The following is a 21,337-nucleotide window of genomic DNA, read 5'->3' as shown; positions in this document are numbered from 1 at the left end:
AGTCTTATAAGGTTCAAGTTCGTCAAAGATTGGCCGAAGGACTTCCCATTCTTCATCGGAAAGGTCGCTCGGATATCTCAAAGGCCATTTTTCCAGGTCTGAAGTCATCATAATCCGCGAATTAGAATCCGTATTTTGTATAGATTTGGCGGATTTTATGGTACCAGGCTATTTGAAATCAAGGGTTTAGTTTTTAGACATCCTCTGAGAAATCCCCCGGCTTTGCCGGGGTGACCGTAGAAGTTTGACATTTACGGGAGTCCATCGGGGACGCTCCCTAGCGTGAGCCGCCAAGCACACGTTTGAGGAGAGTCCCGATGGACGACTTTGACAGCCTAAGCCACTCCCGGTGGGAGTGTAAATACCATATTGTTTTCATTCCGAAGTGCCGCCGGAGGGTCCTATATGGACAGTTGCGGTCACATCTAGGAGAGGTGCTCCACAAGCTTGCGAGTCACAAGGAATGTCGGATTGAAGAAGGGCATTTGATGGCTGACCATGTTCACATGTTGATCTCGATTCCGCCGAAGTACGCCGTCTCCGAGGTCGTGGGCTACATCAAGGGTAAGAGTGCCATCCACTTGGCGCGGGTCTACGGCGAGCGGCAACGCAACTATCGTGGTCAGCATTTCTGGGCACGCGGCTATTGTGTCTCGACGGTGGGTCGCGATGAAGCCACGATCCGAGCGTACATTCAGCGCCAAGAGGTCGAGGATCAGCGACTAGAGCCGTTGAATCTGTGGCGCTAATTTGCCGCCTTTAGGCGGCCCAAAAACCGTGGGGCCGCGTTAGCGACCCCTTGCCGCTTCGAGCGGCTCACGAATTCAAGGCCCCCGGCTTTGCCGGGGGATTGTTACTGAGCTAGAAGCCACTTGGCTATCTGCGGAAGATCCGAAATCTTTGTTAATCCCAGAAGAAGCAACAGGCTGCCCATTCTTCAGGCAGCTATCTTTATATGCGTATAAATTATCACTATTCTCATAGCACCAAGCATCGCCAGCAGGATATCTACAAGGGCTATTATATTCTTGCGACAGACATATTGCGTTTAGTGTCTGACAAAAGATCACAGCCGAGAAAACAAAAGCTATCCTCATTACCTTCACTGGCTTTTCTCTCTTTTTTGCTATGGATCAGAAATGCAGTCAAATTCCAAGCGTTCCTTATTTCGCCTTATCTGTTGTCCGCGCCCTAGCCGTTCTGTTCTGCCATTCTCCTTGTTAACAGGTCAAATGTTACACCTTTAAGTGTACCTGCGGAAACGCTGTTAGAGACGGTCTGATGCGGGATTATGGACCGTTCGATGGGAACGGGAAAACGACCGGCACCTGCTTCGGCATGAGTCGAGCTGCGCACGGCTAACAAGAAGCGTTCTTATTTTTTCGCATTACAAAATTTGTTATTCTTCGAAATTCAAGCCATTTAAAATCAAGCAATTAGCTTAAAGCGAGTGAGGCGCGACATGCCGTTAGACCTACAAGTTAGTTGCAATGCAAACCGTGCGCCCAGTGGATACAAAGAGGGTTTTGTTGAGTGGGAGTAGAGGAGACGCTCGACGACGAACACTGGATGCGCCGCGCGCTCGAACTGGCGCGCCGCGCGGCCGAGGCAGGCGAGGTTCCGGTCGGGGCCGTGCTGGTGCGCGACGGCGAGGTCATCGGGGAAGGCTGGAACCGCCCGATCACCGAGCATGACGCCAGCGCCCACGCCGAGATCCAGGCGCTGCGCGAGGCTGGCCGGCGTGTCGGCAACTACCGCCTCCCCGGTTCCATTCTTTATGTGACCCTGGAGCCCTGTGTCATGTGCGCCGGGGCCATCATTCACGCCCGCGTGGGTCAGGTGATCTTCGGCACGTCCGATCCCAAGGCCGGCGCCTGCGGGAGCCTCTTCGATCTGCTGCCCTCGGACGGACGCTTCAATCACCGCACCGAGTCTCGCGGCGGGATCCTGGCCGTGGCCTGTGGAGAGATTCTGAGGGATTTCTTTCGCGCCCGCCGCTCATCGTCCGCGAAGAACGGTCGAGCCCCGGAGGTCATCGAAAAAATCTAGGCAAGAGGGATCCGGTCACACCGGAGTGTCGCGTGAGCGCTCGTGATACCCGGCGGGTCGCTCCCTCGCCGCCGGGACTCGCGCCATGGCGATAATCTGTTCAGCCCGGGTTCGTCCCGCTCGGGGTCGCCGCTACGCCTCGCGGGGCGCCCACAGGGCGCGCGCGGGCTTCGCACGGCCCTACGACGAATAATGCGCTTCTTGGCGATGATTCTGGTGGGTTTGGATACGGATCATGGCTTACGGGCTTTGAGCGTTGGCCGTGGACTGATTCGGCTCGGAACCAGGCTTGGGGAGCGTTCTCAGGACCGCCGCGACCTCGCGACTGAAATCGGCTAGGGCCAGACTCAAGGCGGCGAGTTGGGCCTCCGCGTCGCCGGGCGGCGAGAGTGGACGGCGGTAGGCGGTTTCATGCGCGCTCAGGACGCGGTCGAGTTCGGCGTCCAGCACGAACCAGCGAACCTTGAGCAGGGCGTGACCGTCGGCGGTGCCCTCGAAGGCCAGGATGTCGGCGGCGATACGGAAATCGAGCGGATAACGGATCTCGCTCGGGAAGATGAGGATGCGGCTGGTGCCGAGCAGCAGGGCTAGGTTTTCGCTCCAGACCCGGAGGAAATCATCCTGGAGCGTCCCGCCCCAGCGCTGGTATTCATCCATCGCGAGCCGATTGGCCGAGGCGCGCGAGACGATCTGCGGCCGGTCCAGGAAGACCGGAAAGGTCACGGGGCCAAGCCCAAGACTGAAATCGCCCTTCCCCACGACAGCGCCGGCCTCTGGCTGGGATAGTGGAGCCAGGGTATGGAAGCTCGACGGTGGCGTGCTCGCGCAGCCGGCGAACAGGAGGGCCAGCAGGCCCGCCGCGAGAATCCTTCCGGTCACCGATCTCATCGTCCCCTCCCCTTGCCCTGGATCAGCGCCTCCGGATGGCGTTCGAGATAATCCGCCATCAGCCGAATCGAGCGCGCCGCGCCCGAGACCTCCTGGAACATCCGCTGCATCTCGACATAGACGGGCGAGCGGTCCGAAATCATCGACTTCGCGTTCTTGAGGGTGGCGGAACTCTCCCGCAAGGTATTGGCCAGTTCGGGGGCGATCTCCTGGTTCAGCCGCTCGGCCGTTCCGCGCGCCTGAGCGAGCGTGCCCTCGAGTTCGACGATCGCCTGCTTGAGCACGGTCGAGTTCACCAGCGCGTTGGCGCCCGCGGCGGTCGCGCTCAGATCCCGACCGATCTGATCCAGTGGAATGGCGTCGACCTTGTCCAGCACGTTGGTGACCTTGGTCGTCAGCTCCTGCAGGGATCCAGGGAGGGTGGGGATTACCTCGTGATCGCCGTATCGAACGACCAGCTCCGGTTTGGCGTCCCGATAGAAATCCAGGTCCACGTAGAGCGAGCCGGTCAGGAGACTGTCGAACTTGAGCTGCCCGCGCAGCCCGCTCTCGACCAACCTGCGCACCAGATCGCGGTCGTCCGGCCTGGGTGTGGCGCCGCGAACAGCGACGCGATCGGGCTCGATCTCGATCAGCACGGGGATCTGGAACTCCAGGTCATCGGCGTCGAGTTGCAGTTGGATATCCAGGACTCGCCCGATACCGATTCCCTTCAGGAGTACGGGCGAACCGATCGCGAGTCCCCGCACGGAACCCTTGAAGAAGAGCAGATACCGCTCCTTGCGCGAATAGATCTTGGCATAGGCGGTCTCGCGCGTCGCATAGAGCGGAAAGTCGGCGGATTCGACCGCAGAGGTAGGATCCGAGTCGATGGTCTCCGGGGTATCGAAGGAGACGCCACCGATCAGAACCGCCAGGAGCGACTGGGTGTCGACCTTGATCCCGGAGCCCGAGACCGAGAAGTCGATGCCGCTGGCGTTCCAGAAGCGGGTGTTGGCGCTGACCAGGGTATCGTGCGGGCTCTGAATGAAGATCTCGATGCTGACCGCCTGACCGTCCTGATCGAGCGCGTAGCCGACCACCTGCCCCACCTGGATCTGACGGTAGTAGACCGGCGAGCCAATGTTCAGCGAGCCCAGGGTCGGCGAGCGCAGAAGAAATCTTTTGCCGTCCTCGGAGGTCGTGATGATGGGCGGATCCTCCAGGCCCTTGAAGTCGCGTTTGGCGCGTCCCTCGGTGCCTGGATCCAGGGCGATGTAGGCACCGGAAAAGAGCGTGTCCAGACCGGAGACGCCGCTCGCGGTCACCCGCGGCCGCTCCACCCAGAAGCGTGTGTTCTCGGTCAGGAAGGCGCCGAAGGCGTGCTTCATCTCGGCGGTGACGAGCACACTCTTGAGATCCCGGCTGACGTCGATGGCGCTGACCTGGCCCACGTCCACGTCCTTGAACTTGACCTTGGTCTGGCCCGCCACGAGTCCGGAAGCGGTCTTGAATTCAATGGTGACGGTCGGCCCGCGTTCATTCAGTGTCTTGACCGCCAGCCAGACGCCGATCGCCACCGCCAGAAGGGGAATGAGCCAAACCAGCGAAAAGCGGTCACGGGTCCGAACGACCGCCAGGGGGATGGACTCGGAAGCCTGGTCCGCCGGGTCTAGCGGCGACCGTCCCGGATCGCTCTCGGTCTCTGTCATGCTCCCCCTCCCGCTCCAGAACGTCCCAGATCAACCTGGGATCGAACGACATGGCCGCGAACATCGTGAGGACGACGACCGCGCAAAAGAAAATGGCGCCAGACTCCACCTGGACATTCGCCAGGTTGCCGAGTCGCACCAGCGCGACCAGGATGGTGACGACATAGATGTCCACCATCGACCAGCGGCCGATCGCCTCCGTGACACGATACAGGCGTGTCCGCTCCCGAGGGCTCCAAGCCCATCGGAAATGCACCGAGAGCAGCAGGAAGACCAGGATCAGCAGCTTCAGGATTGGCACCAGGATACTGGCGATGAAGACGATGAGCGCCAACGGCCACATGCCCTGGGACAGCAGGTAGACGACGCCGCTCTGGATGGTATCCGATTGGACGTAACCGAGCGAGGTCGAGGTCATGATCGGCAGCAGATTGGCCGGAATATAGAAGACGAAGGCCGCCAGGATCAGCGCCCAGGTTCGCTGCAAACTGTAGGGCTTGCGCCGATGCAGGACATCCGTGCAACGCGGACAGCGCGGATGCCGCCCGTCCAGGTTGGCGGACGCGCGCGGGATCACCAGTTCACAGACATCGCACGCCAGGTGATCATCCCCTGGCCGTATCGCGCGCACGGGATCGCTCCGTAACGGCACACGCGACCAGATCAGGTCCGGATCCAGGGCCGCCTGAGCCGCCGCCAGTACCAGAATGAGCGCGCCGAAGGCGAACAGCGAGGCCCCTGGAACGATGGTCGCCCGCTCCGAGAGCTTGACCACCGAGACCAGGATCCCGAGCATGAAGACGTCCATCATGCCCCAGGGGGCCAGTGTCCGGACCAGGCGGAACAGACGTGGCAGCCAAGGCGGCAGGCGATCGAGCGCGAGCGGGATCAGCACCACCAGGAGCAGGGTCAGTTGAAGGCCGGGCGCGAGCACGCTGGTGAAGAACACCACGGCGGCGATGAGCCCATAACCCGCGGACTGAAGCTCCATGACGCCGCTCAAGAGCGTCGTCTGGGTGAGGTTCCCCTGCATCTCGAACGACAGAAAGGGGAAACCGTTGGCCAGGATGAAGAGCACGATCCCGGCGACGGTCAGCGCCAGGGTTCGATTCAGACTATCCGGCCGGTCGCGATGCAGCAGGCTACCGCAGCGCACGCACCGGATCGAGCCGCCCGGCGGCGGCGGCCGGTTGCGCTGCAAGAGGCCGCATTCGAGGCATTCGGTCAGACGGTCGTAAGGCATTCCACTGGACTCCGATGGGTTCCGCTTCCGAACCGCTGGGATCGCCTCACTATACATCCCGTCGAACGCCATCGCGGTCGGGCTCGGCGACCCAAGCGCTGGTAGAATATTCCCTCGATTCGCCTCTCGCGTTCCTTACTCAAGACTCAAGTGATCCGCTCATGACCGCTGCCTCCCTGGCCTTCAACCCCTGGCTCAACGCACTCGCACCCTTTCGGCTCGCGCTCGAGGGACGCGCGGGCTGGGAATTCGCCGCCATGCTCGCGGCCCAGCCGCTGCTCGCCCAGGTTCCGCGCGGCGATGGGCATCCGGTGCTGGTCCTGCCGCGCTTCCTCGGCTGCGATCTTTCGACCCAACCGCTGCGCGATTATCTGACTGGAATCGGTCACCCGGCCCACGCCTGGGATCTCGGCGTCAATCTGGGACCGCGCGACGGGGTCATGGCCGCCTGTCTGTCCCGCCTGGACGAGTTGCGCGCCAGACACGGCCGCAAGGTCAGTCTGATCGGCTGGAGTCTGGGTGGACTCTTCGCGCGCGAGCTGGCCAAGGAGGCGCCCGATCAGGTGCGGATGGTCATCACGCTCGGCACGCCCTTCGCCGGCGACGCGAGCCCGTCCGAGGTCTGGCGGCTCTACGAGGGGGTGACCGGAGACCACATGGGTCTATCCAGGCGCCACGGTTCGCTGGAGCAGTCGCCGCCGGTGCCGACGACCTCCATCTTCAGCCGCAGCGACGGCATCGTCGCCTGGCCCGGCAGTCTGGAGCACGAAGGCCCCCAATGCGAGAACATCGAGGTGGAATCCAGCCATCTCGGGCTCGCCGTCAATCCGCTCTCGCTCTATGCGATCGCCGACCGGCTCGCCCAACCCGAGAACGACTGGCGGCCCTTCGAGCGCCAGGGGCTGCGGGCCTGGTTCTACCCGGACCCACGACGCCCCGGTTGGTTCTGAGCACCCGCGTTCGGTCGACGCCATGTGTGGTCGCTTTGCCCAGTTCAGACCCGGCCCGGAGCTTGAAGCCTGGTTCGAGACGACGCCCGAGGAGCATCCGCTCCCCTCGCGTTACAACATCGCGCCTGGAAGCGCGATCCGCGCCGCGCGCCTGGACGGCGATGGCCGTCGCCTCCTGAGCGCGCTGCGCTGGGGTCTGATTCCGAGTTGGGCCCGGGACCGGAATCTCGGTTATCGGACCATCAATGCCCGCGCCGAGACCGTCGCCGACAAGCCGACCTTCCGTGCCGCCTTCCGGCACCGTCGCTGCCTGATTCCAGCCGACGGCTTCTATGAATGGCAGGCGACGGACACCGGCAAACAGCCCTACTACATCCGGCGCAAGGACGACCAGCCACTGGCCCTCGCCGGTCTCTGGGAGGAATGGACCGATCGCGCGTCCGGCGAGACCATCCACAGCGGCACCATCATCGTGACCGACGCCAACGCGCTGATGCGACCGATCCACGACCGCATGCCCGTGATCCTCGCCCCCGAGGATCACGCCTTCTGGCTCGATCCCGGCACCGCCTCGCGGCCAGCCCTGCGGGCGCTCCTGCGGCCCTGCGATCCCGATGCCCTGATCGCCTACCCGGTCAGCCGCCGCGTCAACAAAGCGACGGAGGACGACCCGAGCCTGATCGAGCCGCTCTGACGCCCCAGCCTCACCCCCTCTCGGCTCACGGACGCTTCCGCCTTGACCACCTTCGTCATCCTCGTCTTCCTGCTGGTCTATCTGGGGCTGTTCCTGGGCGGACTGCCGTTCCTGCGACTGGACCGCACCGGGGTGGTCCTGCTCGGGGCGATCGCCCTGGTGGCGACCGAGGTCGTCCCCATGGATCAAGTCTGGCGGGCGGTTCACCTGCCCACGCTGATCCTGTTGTTCGCCTTCATGGTGATCTCGGCGCAACTGCGCCTGAGCGGATTCTATGACTGGGTGGTCGAGCGGCTGGATCGGCTCGCCCTGTCCCCCGCCGCCCTGCTGGGGGCCGTGATCGCGGCGGCCGCTGGCCTGTCGGCGGTCTTCAGCAACGACATCGTCTGTCTGGCCATGGCGCCGGTACTGGCCGAGACCGCCCGCGCCCGCCGGCTCGATCCCGTACCCTATCTGCTCGCCCTCGCCTGCGCGGCCAATCTCGGATCGGCGGCGACCCTGATCGGCAATCCGCAGAACATGCTGATCGGCGAGACGCTCCACCTGGCGTTCGATGACTATCTCCTGATGGCCGCCACCCCGGTCGGACTCGGACTGGTCGCGACCTGGCTGATCATCCTCGGACTCACCCATCGACGCTGGCACCGGCCCGAAGCGCCAGCCGCCTCGAACCTCCAACGGCGCCTCGAGGATCGGACGCCGACCTTCAGCCGCTGGCAGACGTTCAAGGGGCTCGGTGTCGCCGGACTGCTGTTCGCCGCCTTCCTTTTCGTCCCCTGGCCGCGCGACCTCATGGCCCTGATCGGCGCCGGACTGCTGCTCACCAGCCGCCGACTGCACTCGCATCGGATGCTGGGGCTGATCGACTACCAACTGCTGGTGCTCTTCATCGGACTCTTCATCGTCAATCACGCCCTGCAAGAGACCGGACTGCCGGCGCGGGCGATGGCCTCGCTGGCCACCCACGGGTTCGATCTCCAGAGCCCCGCCCCGCTCTTCGCCGCCAGCGCCCTGCTCAGCAATCTGGTCTCGAACGTCCCCGCCGTGATGCTGTTGCTGCCGGCCGCCACCGAACCTCTCGACGGACCCGTCCTCGCCCTCGCGAGCACCCTGGCCGGCAATCCGTTCATCGTCAGCAGCATCGCCAACATCATCGTCGTCCAGGCCGCCGCCCGGCACGGCATCCAGATCGACTGGCGCACCCACGCACGGGTCGGAATCCCGGTCACCCTGACCAGCCTCGCCATCGCGGCGCTGACCTTGTGGATGGGGGTGGGAGTCAGCGTCTGCGGTTGATGACGACGGACGGAGCCAGGCAGGCGTGGGGCACGGGGAGACGCGCGATGAGGTTCGGGGATCGACAATTCACGTACCGAGGGACGGAGCCCAGGCCCCGTCCGGCTCGGCGGCTCATCCGCCCACTTCGAGCCCGGCGATCAGTAACGCTCGAAGTAGTCCAAGGAGCCGTCACTCCAAGGCCCCATGCGGCCAGGGTCCATCCGCTCGGCATGGCCGCTGGAATACGCCGCCATGGACATGGATGATCCGGTCCCCATTGCATCGCTCTCGAGGGCGGAGAATTCCGACCGCTCCATCGTACCGCCAATATCGGGCACCTCCTGGAAGAAGGTGTTCGACGACCAGCCATCCCAGGATGATCCGGTCCCCGCCATCCGACTCTCGCGGTCGGAGAACTCCGAGCGTTCCATCGTATCGCCGATATAGGGCGTCTCATGGTTGAAGAAAGGGTCCGACGACCAGCCCACCCAGGCGCCGACCCGGTCATGGGTGGATCCTCCAGCGTAGGCATCCGTGCCGTGGGATGCCCCTGGAATCGTTTGCAACAGACCAACCGCGATCAGGCTCAGCGCGACATTGCCTTTGATCTTCATCTCGATACCTCACTCAGGTGAGAGTGTGACTCAGGCTCGACCCTCGGCAACCGAGACCGTCTCCTCCAGGGACAGCTTCCTTCCGCGCAGGGTCGCCGATCGCTAAATTCGAGAAGCGTCCGAAGCCGCGAGTTCCGCTCGAAAAACCGCATGAATTTGGTCACAATCGCACGGCGGTCAAAGCCTTATCGCCGCGAGACATTAGGCGATTTCCGGGAAAATCGGTGGTGTCCCTCATTTTCCTTGATGATCTAGCTGGGCGATGAGGTGCTGGCGTACCCTTGGCCTGCTCGTTTTGCACGCAAGCGAAGGGCGCGGCAATGGATTGGGAAACGCTCTACTGCCCCAACAAGCACTGCCGGTGCTAAGAACTCCCGTTCCGACGGGGCCAACTGGTCAAGAACGGCAGCAGCCACGGTCAACCGCAGGCGCGGTGCAAAAGCTGCGGGGGCAGCGTGGCCTTGAGCTACGCCACGGCGTACTACGGTTTGGAAAGCGAGTCCGCGATTTTCGAGGCGGCGGTCCGTGCCTTGGCGGAAGGAAATTCGATCCGGGCGACCGGCCGCATTTTTCAGGTGGACAAGGACACGGTTTGCGGCTGGCTGACCCGAGCCGCCCTGCATGGCCGCTCGGTCGTTCTTCACCTCTGGAACGGGCTGCATGTGGCCGAATGCCAACTGGATGAGCTATGGAGCTTTGTTCACACCAAGGAAGGCCACCTCCCCTATGCCAAGGAGCTTTGCGACAGCTACGGCGACGCCTGGGTGTGGCTGGCGTTCGCGCCCATCTGGCGGGTGGTCCTAGCCTTTGTCGTGGGGAGGCGCACGCAGGAAAGCGCCGATTTGCTGCTGGGCCGGTTGAAGGACGTGACCGACGGGCCTGTCCCGTTTTTCACCAGCGACCAGTTGCCAGCCTACGAGGAAGCCTTGCTGCGCGTCTACGGAGCCTGGGTTCAGCCCGAGCGACGGGGCGGGCGGGGACGGTTTCCGCACCCTCGACGGGTGCCCACGGCGGACCTGCTGTAGGCCCAGGTGGTCAAGGTCCGCGCCAACGGGCCTGTGACCGAGGTCAAAACCAGGGTGGTGTTCGGCTCACCTGAAAGGGTGGCGGCCTACCTTGCTGATTCCCCGACGAGCGGAACGATCAACACCAGCTTCGTGGAGCGCGATAACCTGACGCAACGTCAAAGCAACCGTCGCTTGGCGCGCAAGACCAACGGCTTCTCGAAGGACATCGCCTGGCTGGAAAAGCAACTCTGGCTATCGACGGCCGGGATCGCCGTGCCGAAGTGGCGACCTCCGATGTGTCAACCGCATCCGAGCCAAACCAAGCCATCGGCTCACGCCGCGCCACCCACGGGATCGGGGCGACCACGCCAGGTGGCGTGGGGCAGGCTCAGCGAACAGTGGTGGAATTAAAAAAGGCCGATCACGCGTGAACGTGATCGGCCCTCCCATAAGCCCCGTCGGGGGGGAGAGGCTCATTGGACTCGTTCGCGCCCCGTGATGGGCGGCGCTAACTGACTGACTGGAATTGGGGCGGGGTTTGTCGGCGATCCTGGATATCACATCGGATCCGGCATGCCGCCCGGCACGCGGCCTGGCGACACGCCCCGGACGGAACTCGATTACTCGGAGTATTCCGCGTTGATCTTCACGCGACGCTGCTCGACGGAGTAGATGTCCACGCCTGGGAGCATCTCGGTCTTGCCGCGGCTTTCCACGGAGACGATGTCCTCGGCGGGGACGCCGCGGCTGATCATGTATTCCTGAACGGTCTCGGCGCGGCGCTGGCCGAGCTGATAGTTGTAAGCCTCGGAGCCCTTGGCGTCGGTGTGGCCGGTCAGCGAGATCTGCTCGCGCACCTCGGTCTGGTTGACCTGGGCGATGTAGTCATCGAGGCGACGCAGTTCGTTGTCGTTGACGATATTGTCGATCCGGTACTTGTCGAACTCGAAGTTCAGGCGAACGACGAACTCCTTGGGAACCGGCGGCGCGGCCTGGACGCATGGCTCCAGATCGCCGGGCCCGTGCAGGCTCTGCCAGCACTCGCCATAGTTCGTCACCCAAGCGGTGCCCTCGGGCTGGGCGGACCAGAAGTGTTCCATGTTGTAATCGTTGGCGCTCGCGACCATCGGGGTCGACAGAAGCGCGGCCACCGCGAACGGAGCGACCATGGCGGCGAGGCGTTTGAATTGAATCTGTTTGCGCATCTTTTTGTTTCCTGTTCAGGTGGGTGGAGATGATCGAATCGGAGACCCTGGGTTAAGCTGAAGCACACGTCGGTTAGAAACAGCGCATTCCGCTAGCAACAATGCCTTGTGATTCCGACCGCTTACCCAATATTTCCGCCTCGCGAATCTCACTGGCGAAATTATCGGAGCGGTGTCGACGTTACCAGAACCGCTCGTTTGACACAGACATTTTAGCCCACACGAGCAACAAAAGTGCAACTTTTTTATAGGCTCGCGGCATATTTACAACGCCCCGCATCTCGGCACAACGTTTTTCATTAGCGATGGAACGGGAATCCAAGGGGATAAAGGATCTTAGCCGGATTCAATGCGTAACAAATTTACAACATCCTGGCGCGCCATCCGGTCCTCCGACGCCCTTTTGGGGGCTTCCCTGTATGTATCTGGCACCGCCGTAAAACGACACATCGGGTTCGCTCATGCCTGAGTACGATCATCGCGAACAACCCACCCTGGGCCACACCAAAGGGCTTATCACGCTCGAAGGCCGCAAGGACATCGCCGAGGCCAGCGCGGACATGGCCGAACAGGCGGCCCGCGAGTTGCTGATCCTTAGCCCCAGCCTCGAACCGGCGCTCTATGATCGAGAGCCCTTTCCACGCGCGGTTCGGCGGCTGGCGCTGGCGCGAGCGAATCTTCCCGTGCGTGTGCTCGTGCTCGATCCGCGCGCCGCCAGCCAAACCGGCCATCGGTTGATCGAGCTGGCGCGGCGCCTGACCTCCAGGATCGCCATTCAGCGCCTCGACGAGGACGACCAGGCACGCCCCGATGCCTTTCTGGTCGCGGACGGACGCGGCTATATCCACCGCCGATTGGCCGCCAACATGGAGGCCGTCGCGAGCTTCAACGATCCGCTCGAGGCGCGCCGTCTGCGCGGTGAGTTCGAGCGGCTCTGGGAACGGAGCCGCGTCGACAGCGAACTGCGTCGACTCTTCATCTGAAGCCGCCTCCTGCGCCCGCTCAAGCCTCGGGCTCCCGACCGGGGTCGCGACGCCGCCACAACAGATAGACCACCGGGATCAGGATCAGGCTCAGAAGCGGGGCGGTGATCATGCCCCCGACCATGGGCGCGGCGATGCGCCGCATGACCTCCGATCCGACCCCGGCGCCCGCCATGATCGGCAGGAGTCCGGCGAAGATGGTCGCCACCGTCATCGCCTTGGGCCGGATGCGCATCACGGCCCCCTCCATGATGGCGCCTTCCAGACCGCCGGGTTGGTCGAGCCGTCCCTCCCGGCGCGATTGCCTCACCGCGTTGTCGAGATAGACGAGCATCACGACGCCGAACTCCGCGGCCACGCCCGCCAGGGCGATGAAGCCGACGGCGACCGCGACCGAGAGGTTGTAGCCAAGCAGATAGATCAGCCAGACCCCGCCGACCAGGGCGAAGGGCAGCGAGAGCATCACCAGGAGCGCCTCGCCAGCGGAGCGGAAGGTCAGATAGAGCAGGACCAGGATGATGACGAGCGTGACCGGAACCACCTGGGTCATCCGCGCCTCGACGCGGCGCATGTACTCGTACTGGCCGGACCAGGTGATGGAGTAACCGGGCGGAAGCTTGACCTGGTCGCGCACCAGCGCCTGGGCCTCGGCGACATAGCCGCCGAGATCGCGCCCTCGGATGTCGACGAAGGTCCAGCCATTGAGACGCGCGTTCTCGCTCGTCAGCATCGGCGGTCCGTCGACGATCGCCACCTCCGCGATCTGTCCGAGCGCGACCTGGGCGCCGGTCGGCGTCACGATCGGCAGCTCGCGCAGCTTTTCGGGGTCGTCGCGCAGCTCCCTCGGGAAGCGGATGTTGACCGGATAACGGCTCGGACCCTCGATCGTCTCGGTCACATTGACCCCACCCAGGCCAATCGCGACGATCCGGTTGATGTCGGCGATGTTCAGACCGACCCGCGCGGCGGCGAGCCGATCCGGGCGGATCTCGATATAACGTCCACCGGCCACCCGCTCCGAATAGGCCGAGGTGGTGCCTTCGACGCGCATCACCGCGCGCTCCACCTCCCGCCCGAGCCGTTCGATCTCGGTCAGATCCGCCCCGGCGATCTTGATCCCGACCGGGGTCTTGATCCCGGTCGCGAGCATGTCGATCCGGGTCTTGATCGGCATCACCCAGGCATTGGTGACGCCGGGGAAGTTCACCGTCGCGTCCAGTTCCTCGATCAGATCCGCCAGGGTGAGACCGGGGCGCCACTGGTCGCGCGGTTTGAGCTGAATCAGGGTCTCGATCATGCTGAGCGGGGCCGGATCGGTGGCGGTGTCGGCGCTGCCCGCCTTGCCGAACACCCGCTCGACCTCGGGCAGGGTCGCGATCAGTCGGTCAGTCTGCCGCAGCAGTTCGCCGACCGTGCCGATGGAGATCCCCGGCAGGGTGGTCGGCATGTACATGAGATCGCCCTCGTCGAGTTCCGGCATGAACTCCGAACCCAGACCGCGATGCCAGTCGCGCAGCACCGGGACGCCCGCGAAGGTCGCGCGCCAGCCCGAGGCCAGGCCCGCCTGCCAGTCCTCGACACGCGCCAGCGCGGCGCGATGCGGTCCCTCCTGCACCACCAGTCCGATCCCCTGCAAGGGCCATTTCAGCGGCGCCAGCAGACCGCCGACACCGGCCAGCGGGATCGCGGCGCTCGCCAGGACCAGGACCGAGACCAGGATCGTCAGACGCGGCCGCCGCAGCGCCCCGTCCAGCACCGGACGGTAGAGCCAGATGAGTCCGCGGCTGAGCGGATTGGACGACTCGCTCGGAATGCGGCCGCGAATCAGATAACCCATGAGCACCGGCACCAGGGTCACCGCGAGTCCGGCGGCGGCGGCCATGGCATAGGTCTTGGTGTAGGCCAGGGGCGCGAAGAGGCGTCCCTCCTGGGCCTCCAGGGCGAACACCGGCAGAAAGCTCAGGGTGATGATCAGCAGCGAGAAGAAGAGCGCCGGCCCGACCTCGGTCGCCGCCTCGCCGATCACTTCCCAGTGACGCGCGCGAGAGAGCCCCGGACCGGCCCGCTCCAGATGTTTGTGGGCGTTCTCGGTCATGACGATGGCCGCGTCCACCATGGCCCCGATAGCGATCGCGATACCGCCGAGCGAGAGGATGTTGGCGTTGATGCCCTGGGCCTCCATGACGATGAAGGCCATGAGCACGCCGAGCGGCAGGCTGACGATGGCCACCAGGGCCGAGCGCAGATGAAAGAGGAAGGCCAGACAGACCAGGGCGACGACGATCAGCTCCTCGATCAGCTTGCCCTGGAGGTTGTCGACCGCCGCCAGGATGAGCCCCGAGCGATCGTAGGTCGTGACGATCTCGACCCCCTCGGGCAACCCCGGCCGCAGCGCCTCCAGCCGTGCCTTGACCGCCGCGATGGTCGTCAGGGCGTTCTCGCCGTGACGCATGACGACGATCCCGCCCGTGACCTCGCCCTCCCCGTCCAGGTCGGCGACGACGCGGCGCATCTCGGGACCGATCTGGACATGCGCCAGATCGCGCAGCAGGACCGGAGTCCCCTCCTCCGACAGATCCACCGGGATGGTCTCAATGTCCTCCACGCCAGTCAGATAGCCGCGCGAGCGAATCATGTACTCGGCCTCGGCCATCTCGATCAGGGAGCCGCCGACCTCCTGGTTGCCCTCGCGCACCGCCTCGACGACCCGCGACAACGGGAGGCCATGGGCGCGCAGCTTCTCCGGATCGACCAGGATCTGATACTGCCGCACCATGCCGCCGACGGTCGCGACCTCCGCCACGCCCGGCACGGATTGCAGCTCGAATTTCAGGAACCAGTCCTGGAGCGCGCGCAGTTCCGAGAGATCATGGCGGCCGGTGCGATCCACCAGGGCATAGCTGTAAACCCAACCCACCCCGGTCGCATCCGGCCCCAGACGCGGCTCGGCCCCTTCCGGAAGCCTGGATGTGGCCTGACTCAGATACTCCAGCACCCGCGATCGCGCCCAGTAGAGATCCGTCCCGTCCTCGAACAGGATGTAGACGAAGCTCTCCCCGAAAAAGCTGTAGCCGCGAACGACCTTGGCTCCCGGAACCGCTAGCATGGTCGTGGTGAGCGGATAGGTCACCTGATCCTCCACCACCCGCGGCGACTGACCGGGAAAGCTGGTGCGCACGATGACCTGGACATCGGACAGATCCGGGATGGCGTCCAGGGGGATGCGCTGGAGCGCCGACAGTCCCCAGGCGGTCAGCAGAACCGCCGCCAACAGCACGAGAAACCGATTGCGAATCGACCAGAGAATGAGCGCTTTCACCGTTCTTCTCCCGCAGGGACGCTGTCCGACAAGATCCGTCGAACCGCGAGGAAGACGACGGCAGCAAGGGAATCAATGGTGCGCATGCGAACCTCCCTGGCCCTCGGAGGCCTGGCCGGACTCCTGGTCCATACGCTGGAAGGCGGCCTGGAGACTGGACTCGGAATCGATGAGAAACTGCCCCGAGGCCACCACCCGATCACCCTCCTCCAGACCGGACAGGATCTCGACCTCGCGACCCGAGCGCAGGCCCGCGACGACATCGACCGGCTGGAAGCGGCCATCGCCGAGCGCCTTGACCACGCTTGAGCGCGTCCCGGTGAGGATCAGCGCCTCGGACGGGATCTTGAGCACCTCGCGCTTGGGTCCGCCGAAAATCACCACATTCGCGAACATGTTGGGCTTGAGCGCGCCATCCGGGTTATCGAAGACTAGACGCACCCGCAGGGTCCGCGCCTTGGCGTCGAGTGACGGATAGAGATAATCGACCTTGCCCTCCCAGAGCCGTCCCGGTCGCGCCGAGACCCGGATCTCGGCGCTCAGACCCGGTGCGACCCAATCGATCTGGTGCTCGAAGATATCGACCAGGACCCAGACCCGGCGCAGGTCGGCGATCGTGAACATGGCGTCCGAGGTGCCGACGTACATGCCCTCTCGGGCCGTCATCGCCGTGACCACGCCCTCCATCGGTGCCAGGACCGGGATGGTCCGCAGCGGCTCGCGGCTCTGCTCGATCGCGCGAATATTCTCTTCCGGCACGTCCAGCAGACGCAGGATATTACGGGCCTTGTCGACCTTGACCCCGGACTCCTGGGGCCGAGGATCGAGCGCCAGGAGAAAATCGACCTGCGCCGAAAGGATGTTCGGCGCGTAGAGTCGCGCGAGCACCTGTCCCTTGCGGACCGGCTCGCCCTCCGAGCGCAGTTCGAGCCCCTCGATGAAGCCCTCGGCGCGCGGATGCACATGGGCGAGACGGGTCTCGTCATACTCCACCCGCCCCAGGGAGCGGACGTATTTCCAGAGCGTCCCCCGCTCGACGCGCGCCTCGCGGACAGCCATGTTGTGCATGCTTGCCCGACTCAGTTCGACCTCGGGAGACCGGCCGCCCGCCGGATCGAGTCGCTTCTCGACCAGCGTCATGCCGCAGATGGGACAGGTTCCGGGTTCGTCCCGGACGATGCTTGGATGCATTGGGCAGACGTACTTGGGATCCAGATGCTTGACGGCATGCTCGATGGCCGTGTCCCGCGCGGCTTCCTCGCGCGTCTCCGAGGGCGCGCCGTCCTCGCCGCCGCAAGCGGCCAGCAGCAAGGTCAGGGCCAGGATCGCCGGGGCGCCGACCCTGGCCTGAATCAGGCGCGAGACCCTCGCACGGCGTGCGCGCGAGAGGACTGGAAACCCGGACGCGGCCGGAATCAATGGATCCCGGCGCCAGGCCGGAACACTCGACGAATCACACATTTCGATGACCTCCGGCGCCGGATCAGGGGCGCCGCCATGGAGAGAGCAAGGGATCGCGACCCGCCAGCGGGGGCTGATCTGGCTTGGGTCGGCGCGGCTCAACTCGGGCGAGGTTGCGGAGGTCGGCGGGCCGGTTCGGGGAAGAACTGGTAGAAGAAATGGGCCGGTTGGGGCCGGGGCGCGGCCGCCTGGAAACGCTCCTGGCCCGGAGACCGGGTGGGCGGGACATGCAAAACGCCGATGGCGAGGGTCAGTGCGCATTTGGCGCACTCGAACAGCGCATCGGCCTCGCTGTCCGCCTGCACCGGGACGGCGGCGGCATGCATGGGACAGGCGGAATCGAGGGAGGAAGGCGTCTCGTGCAGACAGGGCAGCCAGGAGCCGGCCATGACCTCGGCCTGAAAGACGATCAGACAGAGCACAAGCAGGATTCGGATGATGCGGTTGCGGTGGCGCATGCCGCGAAAGATGGTGCCGATCCTGGAATTGCGCAAGCCGATACCTGGATCCTATCGGCGGCGGATCGGAACATAGGCCAGGGACCGGCCGAAGGGGGATGAGGGAGGTGCGAGGATCCGAAGCACCATCGGGGATCGCGCGGTCAACGACCGCGCGATCCAGGGAGACCGATTACTTCGGCGAGGACAAGGGGGCCATATGCTGCATCCAGGACGGCATCGGACGCGGCAATGGGGCCTTCTCGACGACCGGAGCGACCTTGGCCTCCACCGGCGCGGCGGCTTCGGGCTCGGCGACGACGGCCGGAGCCTCTTCCACGACAGGGGTTTCCACAACCGGCGCGGCTTCCACCGCCGTCTCCTCGGCGACCGGCTCGCTTGGAGCGGCAACCTCGGGCTCGGCCATGGCGGCCGGGGCTTCTTCGGCGACCGGCGCGGCCTCGACCGGCTCCGCCGTCACCGCTTCCTCGACCGCCGGCGCGGCCTCGATAGCGGTTTCCTCGGCGACCGGCGCCGCGGTGGGCTCGGCCGCGACCGGCTCGGCCGGAGGCGCGGGCGGTTTCACCAGGGCCACGGTCCCGATCGGGGCGATATTGACGGCGACCACGCTGGCCGGCAGCGGCGGAGGGTTGCCATAGAGCGCCTCGCTGGAGACCACATAAGCGGTACCCACGGCGACCAGGATACCCAGGCCACGCACGATGTACTGGCTCATGTCGCCCCCGATCAGCGTTGCCTTCATTTGCCCAAGACCGGGCACGACTTCGTTCATTGGATCTATCCTCTTGTTGTGAGTCGAGTAGCCATCGGCTTCGATATCGGCTAAGCCCGGCTAGGCTGCCTGAACCAACACTGGTGTTCAAGCAAGAATGCCGCTGGGTTCGGGCTGAGTTAATGCTCAGGATTGATGCGCGCTCGGGACGCCCGAGTGCCGACTAGGGTATATTTTCCGGATTATTACGGGCTAATTGCAACCGACGATCACTCAAGTCAGGTTGGTTCCAACCGATCCCACGCCGAGCCACGGTCGAATCGCCTTCGCGGATTCGGCGTCCCTCGCCGTCGACGCCGCCGCCTGACCCCTTCCCTAAGACCGGAGTACGAACACGATGACCGACTACGTCCGCTGGCTGAGCGACCTCGGGATGGATGATGTCCCCGTTGTCGGAGGCAAGAACGCCTCCCTCGGCGAGATGATCCAGAACCTGACCCATCTCGGGGTGCGCGTGCCTGGCGGGTTCGCGACCACCGCCGATGCCTACCGCGACTTCCTGGCGCGCGATGGCCTGGACGAGCGCATCCAGACCGTTCTCGACGAACTCGACGTGGACGACGTCCCGGCGCTTGCCGAAGCCGGCCCGCGCATCCGCGGCTGGGTGATGGAGCAGCCCTTCCCCGCCGCGTTGGAAACCGCGATCGACGAGGCCTATGCCCGTCTGACCGCCGAGGCCGGGACCGACGAGGTCTCCTGGGCGGTGCGCTCCTCGGCTACCGCCGAGGATCTGCCGGACGCCTCCTTCGCCGGCCAGCAGGAGACCTTCCTCAACGTCCAGGGACTCGACAGCATCAAGCACCGGATTAAGGAGGTCTTCGCCTCGCTGTTCAACGACCGCGCCATTTCCTATCGCGTGCATCAGGGCTTCGAGCATCGCAATGTCGCCCTCTCGGCCGGCATCCAGCGCATGGTGCGCAGCGATCTGGCCGCCTCCGGCGTCATGTTCACCCTGGACACCGAGTCCGGCTTCCGCGACGCCGTCTTCATCACCGCCAGCTATGGCCTTGGCGAGATGGTCGTACAGGGCGCGGTGAATCCGGACGAGTTCTATGTCCATAAGCCGACCCTGGCCGCCGGGCGTCCCGCGATCCTGCGCCGCACCGTCGGCGACAAGGCGATCCGCATGGTCTACAGCGACGCGGGCGCGGGCGCCGACGCCCACGTCCAGACCGAGCCGGTTCCCGAGGCCATGCGTCCGCTCTTCAGCATCGATGACGCCGAGGTCGAGGAACTCGCCAAGCAGGCGCTGATGATCGAGCAGCACTATGGCCGCCCGATGGACATCGAGTGGGCCAAGGACGGGACCGATGGCCGGATCTACGTCGTCCAGGCGCGCCCGGAGACGGTGCAAAGCCGCTCGGGCAACGTCATCGAGCGCTACATCCTGCGCCAGAAGGGACCGGTCCTCACCAGTGGGCGCAGCATCGGCAGCCGCATCGGCGCCGGCAAGGCGCGGATCGTCGAGAGCATCGCCGACATGAACCGGGTCCAGCCGGGCGACGTCCTCATCACCGACATGACCGACCCCGACTGGGAGCCGGTCATGAAACGCGCGGCGGCGATCGTCACCAACCGTGGGGGTAGGACATGTCACGCCGCCATCATCGCCCGTGAACTGGGCGTGCCCGCCGTGGTGGGCTGCAACAACGCCACCGAGGTGGTCAAGGAAGGCCAGGAGGTCACCGTCAGTTGCGCCGAGGGCGACACCGGGTACATCTACGACGGCAACCTGGAGTTCGACTACAAGACCATCGAACTCACGGCCATGCCCGATATCCCGATCAAGATCATGATGAACGTCGGCAACCCCGACCGCGCCTTCGCCTTCTCGGCGACGCCCAATGCCGGCGTCGGCCTGGCGCGGCTGGAATTCATCATCAACAACATGATCGGCATCCACCCCAAGGCGCTGCTCGAATTCGACCAGCTCCCGGCCGACCTCAAGGCGCAGATCCAACCGCGCATCGCCGCCTACGCCAGCCCGCGCGAGTTCTATGTCGCCAAGCTGGCCGAGGGCATCTCCACCCTGGCCGCCGCCTTCGCGCCCAACACCGTCATCGTGCGCATGTCGGACTTCAAGTCCAACGAATACGCCAATCTGATCGGCGGGACGCGCTACGAGCCGGAGGAAGAGAACCCCATGATCGGCTTTCGTGGCGCCGGTCGCTACATCGCCGAGCACTTCAAGGCCTGTTTCGAGATGGAGTGCGACGCCCTCAAGCGGGTTCGCGACGACATGGGTCTGACCAATGTCGAGATCATGATCCCCTTCGTGCGCACCCTGGGTCAGGCCAAGGCGGTCAGCGAGGCCCTGACGGCGCAGGGACTGGAGCGCGGCAAGAACGGCCTGCGCCTCATCATGATGTGCGAGCTGCCCTCCAACGCCGTCCTGGCCACGGAGTTCCTGGAATATTTCGACGGCTTCTCGATCGGCTCCAACGACATGACCCAGCTCACGCTGGGCCTGGACCGCGACTCCAGCCTGGTCGCCGAGAGCTTCGACGAGCGCGACCCGGCGGTGAAAAAGATGCTGTCGATGGCCATCGCCGCCTGCCGCGCCCAGGGCAAATATGTCGGCATCTGCGGACAGGGTCCGTCGGACCACAAGGACTTCGCCGACTGGCTGCTGAAGGAAGGCATCAGCAGCATCTCGCTCAATCCCGACACCGTCATCGACACCTGGATCTATCTGGCCGAGCAGGCGAAGACGCTCTGATCCGGG

The 21,337-nt window shown here is 64.6% G+C and carries 18 protein-coding genes; 9 read left to right on the top strand and 9 right to left on the bottom strand.

Translation table 11 applies throughout. From position 1 onward, the window contains the following. The first annotated feature begins 317 nt into the window (after positions 1 to 317). Together tnpA and tadA are read left to right on the top strand one after the other, a co-directional pair. Complete coding sequence (gene tnpA / locus CKO27_RS13775; RefSeq protein ID WP_200375480.1) at positions 318 to 749, top strand: IS200/IS605 family transposase; 432 nt, start codon at positions 318 to 320, stop codon at positions 747 to 749. A 784-nt stretch (positions 750 to 1,533) separates the two neighbouring features. Next, positions 1,534 to 2,049, top strand: coding sequence for a tRNA adenosine(34) deaminase TadA (tadA, locus tag CKO27_RS13770; RefSeq protein WP_338116034.1), 516 nt, complete (start codon positions 1,534 to 1,536; stop codon positions 2,047 to 2,049). Positions 2,050 to 2,289: 240 nt separating this feature from the next. On the opposite strand, the gene CKO27_RS13765 is transcribed toward tadA, so the two are convergent. The 3 genes from CKO27_RS13765 to CKO27_RS13755 are packed head-to-tail and all read right to left on the bottom strand — an operon-like array spanning position 2,290 to position 5,871. After that, positions 2,290 to 2,937 carry a PqiC family protein gene (locus tag CKO27_RS13765; protein ID WP_200375479.1) on the bottom strand — a complete coding sequence of 216 codons (648 nt, stop codon included), beginning with the start codon at positions 2,935 to 2,937 and terminating at the stop codon, positions 2,290 to 2,292. Beyond that, a complete protein-coding gene (locus CKO27_RS13760) occupies positions 2,934 to 4,628 on the bottom strand; it encodes a PqiB family protein (RefSeq protein ID WP_200375478.1) in 1,695 nt (564 codons plus the stop codon). Before CKO27_RS13760 ends, CKO27_RS13765 begins: the two co-directional genes overlap by 4 nt. Further along, positions 4,534 to 5,871: a paraquat-inducible protein A gene (locus CKO27_RS13755; protein ID WP_200375477.1), complete on the bottom strand. Its 1,338-nt coding sequence runs from the start codon at positions 5,869 to 5,871 to the stop codon at positions 4,534 to 4,536. Before CKO27_RS13755 ends, CKO27_RS13760 begins: the two co-directional genes overlap by 95 nt. 161 nt (positions 5,872 to 6,032) lie before the next feature. On the opposite strand from CKO27_RS13755, the gene CKO27_RS13750 reads away from it, so the two are divergent. From CKO27_RS13750 to CKO27_RS13740, 3 genes are read left to right on the top strand one after another with little or no spacing between them, the layout of a single operon-like run. Then, a complete protein-coding gene (locus CKO27_RS13750; protein WP_200375476.1) occupies positions 6,033 to 6,821 on the top strand; it encodes an esterase/lipase family protein in 789 nt (262 codons plus the stop codon). Positions 6,822 to 6,843: 22 nt separating this feature from the next. Continuing rightward, entirely contained in the window at positions 6,844 to 7,515 is a 672-nt protein-coding gene (locus CKO27_RS13745; RefSeq protein ID WP_200375475.1) for an SOS response-associated peptidase, read from the top strand. Between the two features lie 42 nt (positions 7,516 to 7,557). Beyond that, positions 7,558 to 8,811, top strand: a complete 1,254-nt coding sequence (locus CKO27_RS13740; protein WP_200375474.1) for an SLC13 family permease — start codon at positions 7,558 to 7,560, stop codon at positions 8,809 to 8,811. A gap of 140 nt (positions 8,812 to 8,951) precedes the next feature. Here the strand turns inward: CKO27_RS13740 and CKO27_RS13735 are convergent, their stop codons facing one another. Next, a complete protein-coding gene (locus tag CKO27_RS13735; protein ID WP_200375473.1) occupies positions 8,952 to 9,407 on the bottom strand; it encodes a hypothetical protein in 456 nt (151 codons plus the stop codon). A 461-nt stretch (positions 9,408 to 9,868) separates the two neighbouring features. Between CKO27_RS13735 and CKO27_RS13730 the strand changes: the two genes are divergently transcribed. Beyond that, positions 9,869 to 10,432 (top strand): hypothetical protein, encoded by a 564-nt coding sequence (locus tag CKO27_RS13730; RefSeq protein WP_200375472.1) that lies wholly within the window; start codon positions 9,869 to 9,871, stop codon positions 10,430 to 10,432. A 6-nt stretch (positions 10,433 to 10,438) separates the two neighbouring features. Next, positions 10,439 to 10,825, top strand: a complete 387-nt coding sequence (locus tag CKO27_RS13725) for a hypothetical protein (RefSeq protein WP_200375471.1) — start codon at positions 10,439 to 10,441, stop codon at positions 10,823 to 10,825. Between the two features lie 209 nt (positions 10,826 to 11,034). Here the strand turns inward: CKO27_RS13725 and CKO27_RS13720 are convergent, their stop codons facing one another. Next, a complete protein-coding gene (locus CKO27_RS13720; protein ID WP_200375470.1) occupies positions 11,035 to 11,619 on the bottom strand; it encodes an OmpA family protein in 585 nt (194 codons plus the stop codon). Between the two features lie 461 nt (positions 11,620 to 12,080). Between CKO27_RS13720 and CKO27_RS13715 the strand changes: the two genes are divergently transcribed. Next, positions 12,081 to 12,602 (top strand): DUF7931 domain-containing protein, encoded by a 522-nt coding sequence (locus CKO27_RS13715; protein ID WP_200375469.1) that lies wholly within the window; start codon positions 12,081 to 12,083, stop codon positions 12,600 to 12,602. Positions 12,603 to 12,621: 19 nt separating this feature from the next. Here the strand turns inward: CKO27_RS13715 and CKO27_RS13710 are convergent, their stop codons facing one another. The 4 genes from CKO27_RS13710 to CKO27_RS13695 all read right to left on the bottom strand — a co-directional run bounded on the left by CKO27_RS13710 (position 12,622) and on the right by CKO27_RS13695 (position 18,612). Continuing rightward, entirely contained in the window at positions 12,622 to 15,921 is a 3,300-nt protein-coding gene (locus tag CKO27_RS13710) for an efflux RND transporter permease subunit (protein ID WP_200375468.1), read from the bottom strand. Positions 15,922 to 15,993: 72 nt separating this feature from the next. Then, positions 15,994 to 17,382 (bottom strand): efflux RND transporter periplasmic adaptor subunit, encoded by a 1,389-nt coding sequence (locus tag CKO27_RS13705; protein ID WP_200375467.1) that lies wholly within the window; start codon positions 17,380 to 17,382, stop codon positions 15,994 to 15,996. Positions 17,383 to 17,480: 98 nt separating this feature from the next. Next, positions 17,481 to 17,876, bottom strand: a complete 396-nt coding sequence (locus CKO27_RS13700) for a hypothetical protein (protein ID WP_200375466.1) — start codon at positions 17,874 to 17,876, stop codon at positions 17,481 to 17,483. 136 nt (positions 17,877 to 18,012) lie between these two features. Further along, positions 18,013 to 18,612 carry a hypothetical protein gene (locus CKO27_RS13695; RefSeq protein ID WP_200375465.1) on the bottom strand — a complete coding sequence of 200 codons (600 nt, stop codon included), beginning with the start codon at positions 18,610 to 18,612 and terminating at the stop codon, positions 18,013 to 18,015. A gap of 337 nt (positions 18,613 to 18,949) precedes the next feature. On the opposite strand from CKO27_RS13695, the gene ppsA reads away from it, so the two are divergent. Next, positions 18,950 to 21,331, top strand: a complete 2,382-nt coding sequence (gene ppsA, locus CKO27_RS13690; protein ID WP_200375464.1) for a phosphoenolpyruvate synthase — start codon at positions 18,950 to 18,952, stop codon at positions 21,329 to 21,331. Positions 21,332 to 21,337 lie beyond the last annotated feature (6 nt).

Origin of the sequence: Thiocystis violacea (assembly GCF_016583575.1) — a bacterium.
GTDB lineage: Bacteria > Pseudomonadota > Gammaproteobacteria > Chromatiales > Chromatiaceae > Thiocystis > Thiocystis violacea.
The sequence above is the reverse complement of the archived record's forward strand: the minus strand, read 5'-3'. Positions and strand labels throughout refer to the sequence as shown.

What these genes read in the sequence shown, in the direction of transcription:
- CKO27_RS13765 (WP_200375479.1), bottom strand. Translation starts at nt 2,937, where the DNA reads ATGAGATCGGTGACCGGAAGGATTCTCGCGGCGGGCCTGCTGGCCCTC.
- CKO27_RS13750 (WP_200375476.1), top strand. Translation starts at nt 6,033, where the DNA reads ATGACCGCTGCCTCCCTGGCCTTCAACCCCTGGCTCAACGCACTCGCA.
- CKO27_RS13755 (WP_200375477.1), bottom strand. Translation starts at nt 5,871, where the DNA reads ATGCCTTACGACCGTCTGACCGAATGCCTCGAATGCGGCCTCTTGCAG.
- CKO27_RS13695 (WP_200375465.1), bottom strand. Translation starts at nt 18,612, where the DNA reads ATGAACGAAGTCGTGCCCGGTCTTGGGCAAATGAAGGCAACGCTGATC.
- tnpA (WP_200375480.1), top strand. Translation starts at nt 318, where the DNA reads ATGGACGACTTTGACAGCCTAAGCCACTCCCGGTGGGAGTGTAAATAC.
- CKO27_RS13720 (WP_200375470.1), bottom strand. Translation starts at nt 11,619, where the DNA reads ATGCGCAAACAGATTCAATTCAAACGCCTCGCCGCCATGGTCGCTCCG.
- CKO27_RS13735 (WP_200375473.1), bottom strand. Translation starts at nt 9,407, where the DNA reads ATGAAGATCAAAGGCAATGTCGCGCTGAGCCTGATCGCGGTTGGTCTG.
- CKO27_RS13745 (WP_200375475.1), top strand. Translation starts at nt 6,844, where the DNA reads ATGTGTGGTCGCTTTGCCCAGTTCAGACCCGGCCCGGAGCTTGAAGCC.
- CKO27_RS13705 (WP_200375467.1), bottom strand. Translation starts at nt 17,382, where the DNA reads ATGTGTGATTCGTCGAGTGTTCCGGCCTGGCGCCGGGATCCATTGATT.
- CKO27_RS13760 (WP_200375478.1), bottom strand. Translation starts at nt 4,628, where the DNA reads ATGACAGAGACCGAGAGCGATCCGGGACGGTCGCCGCTAGACCCGGCG.
- CKO27_RS13715 (WP_200375469.1), top strand. Translation starts at nt 12,081, where the DNA reads ATGCCTGAGTACGATCATCGCGAACAACCCACCCTGGGCCACACCAAA.
- ppsA (WP_200375464.1), top strand. Translation starts at nt 18,950, where the DNA reads ATGACCGACTACGTCCGCTGGCTGAGCGACCTCGGGATGGATGATGTC.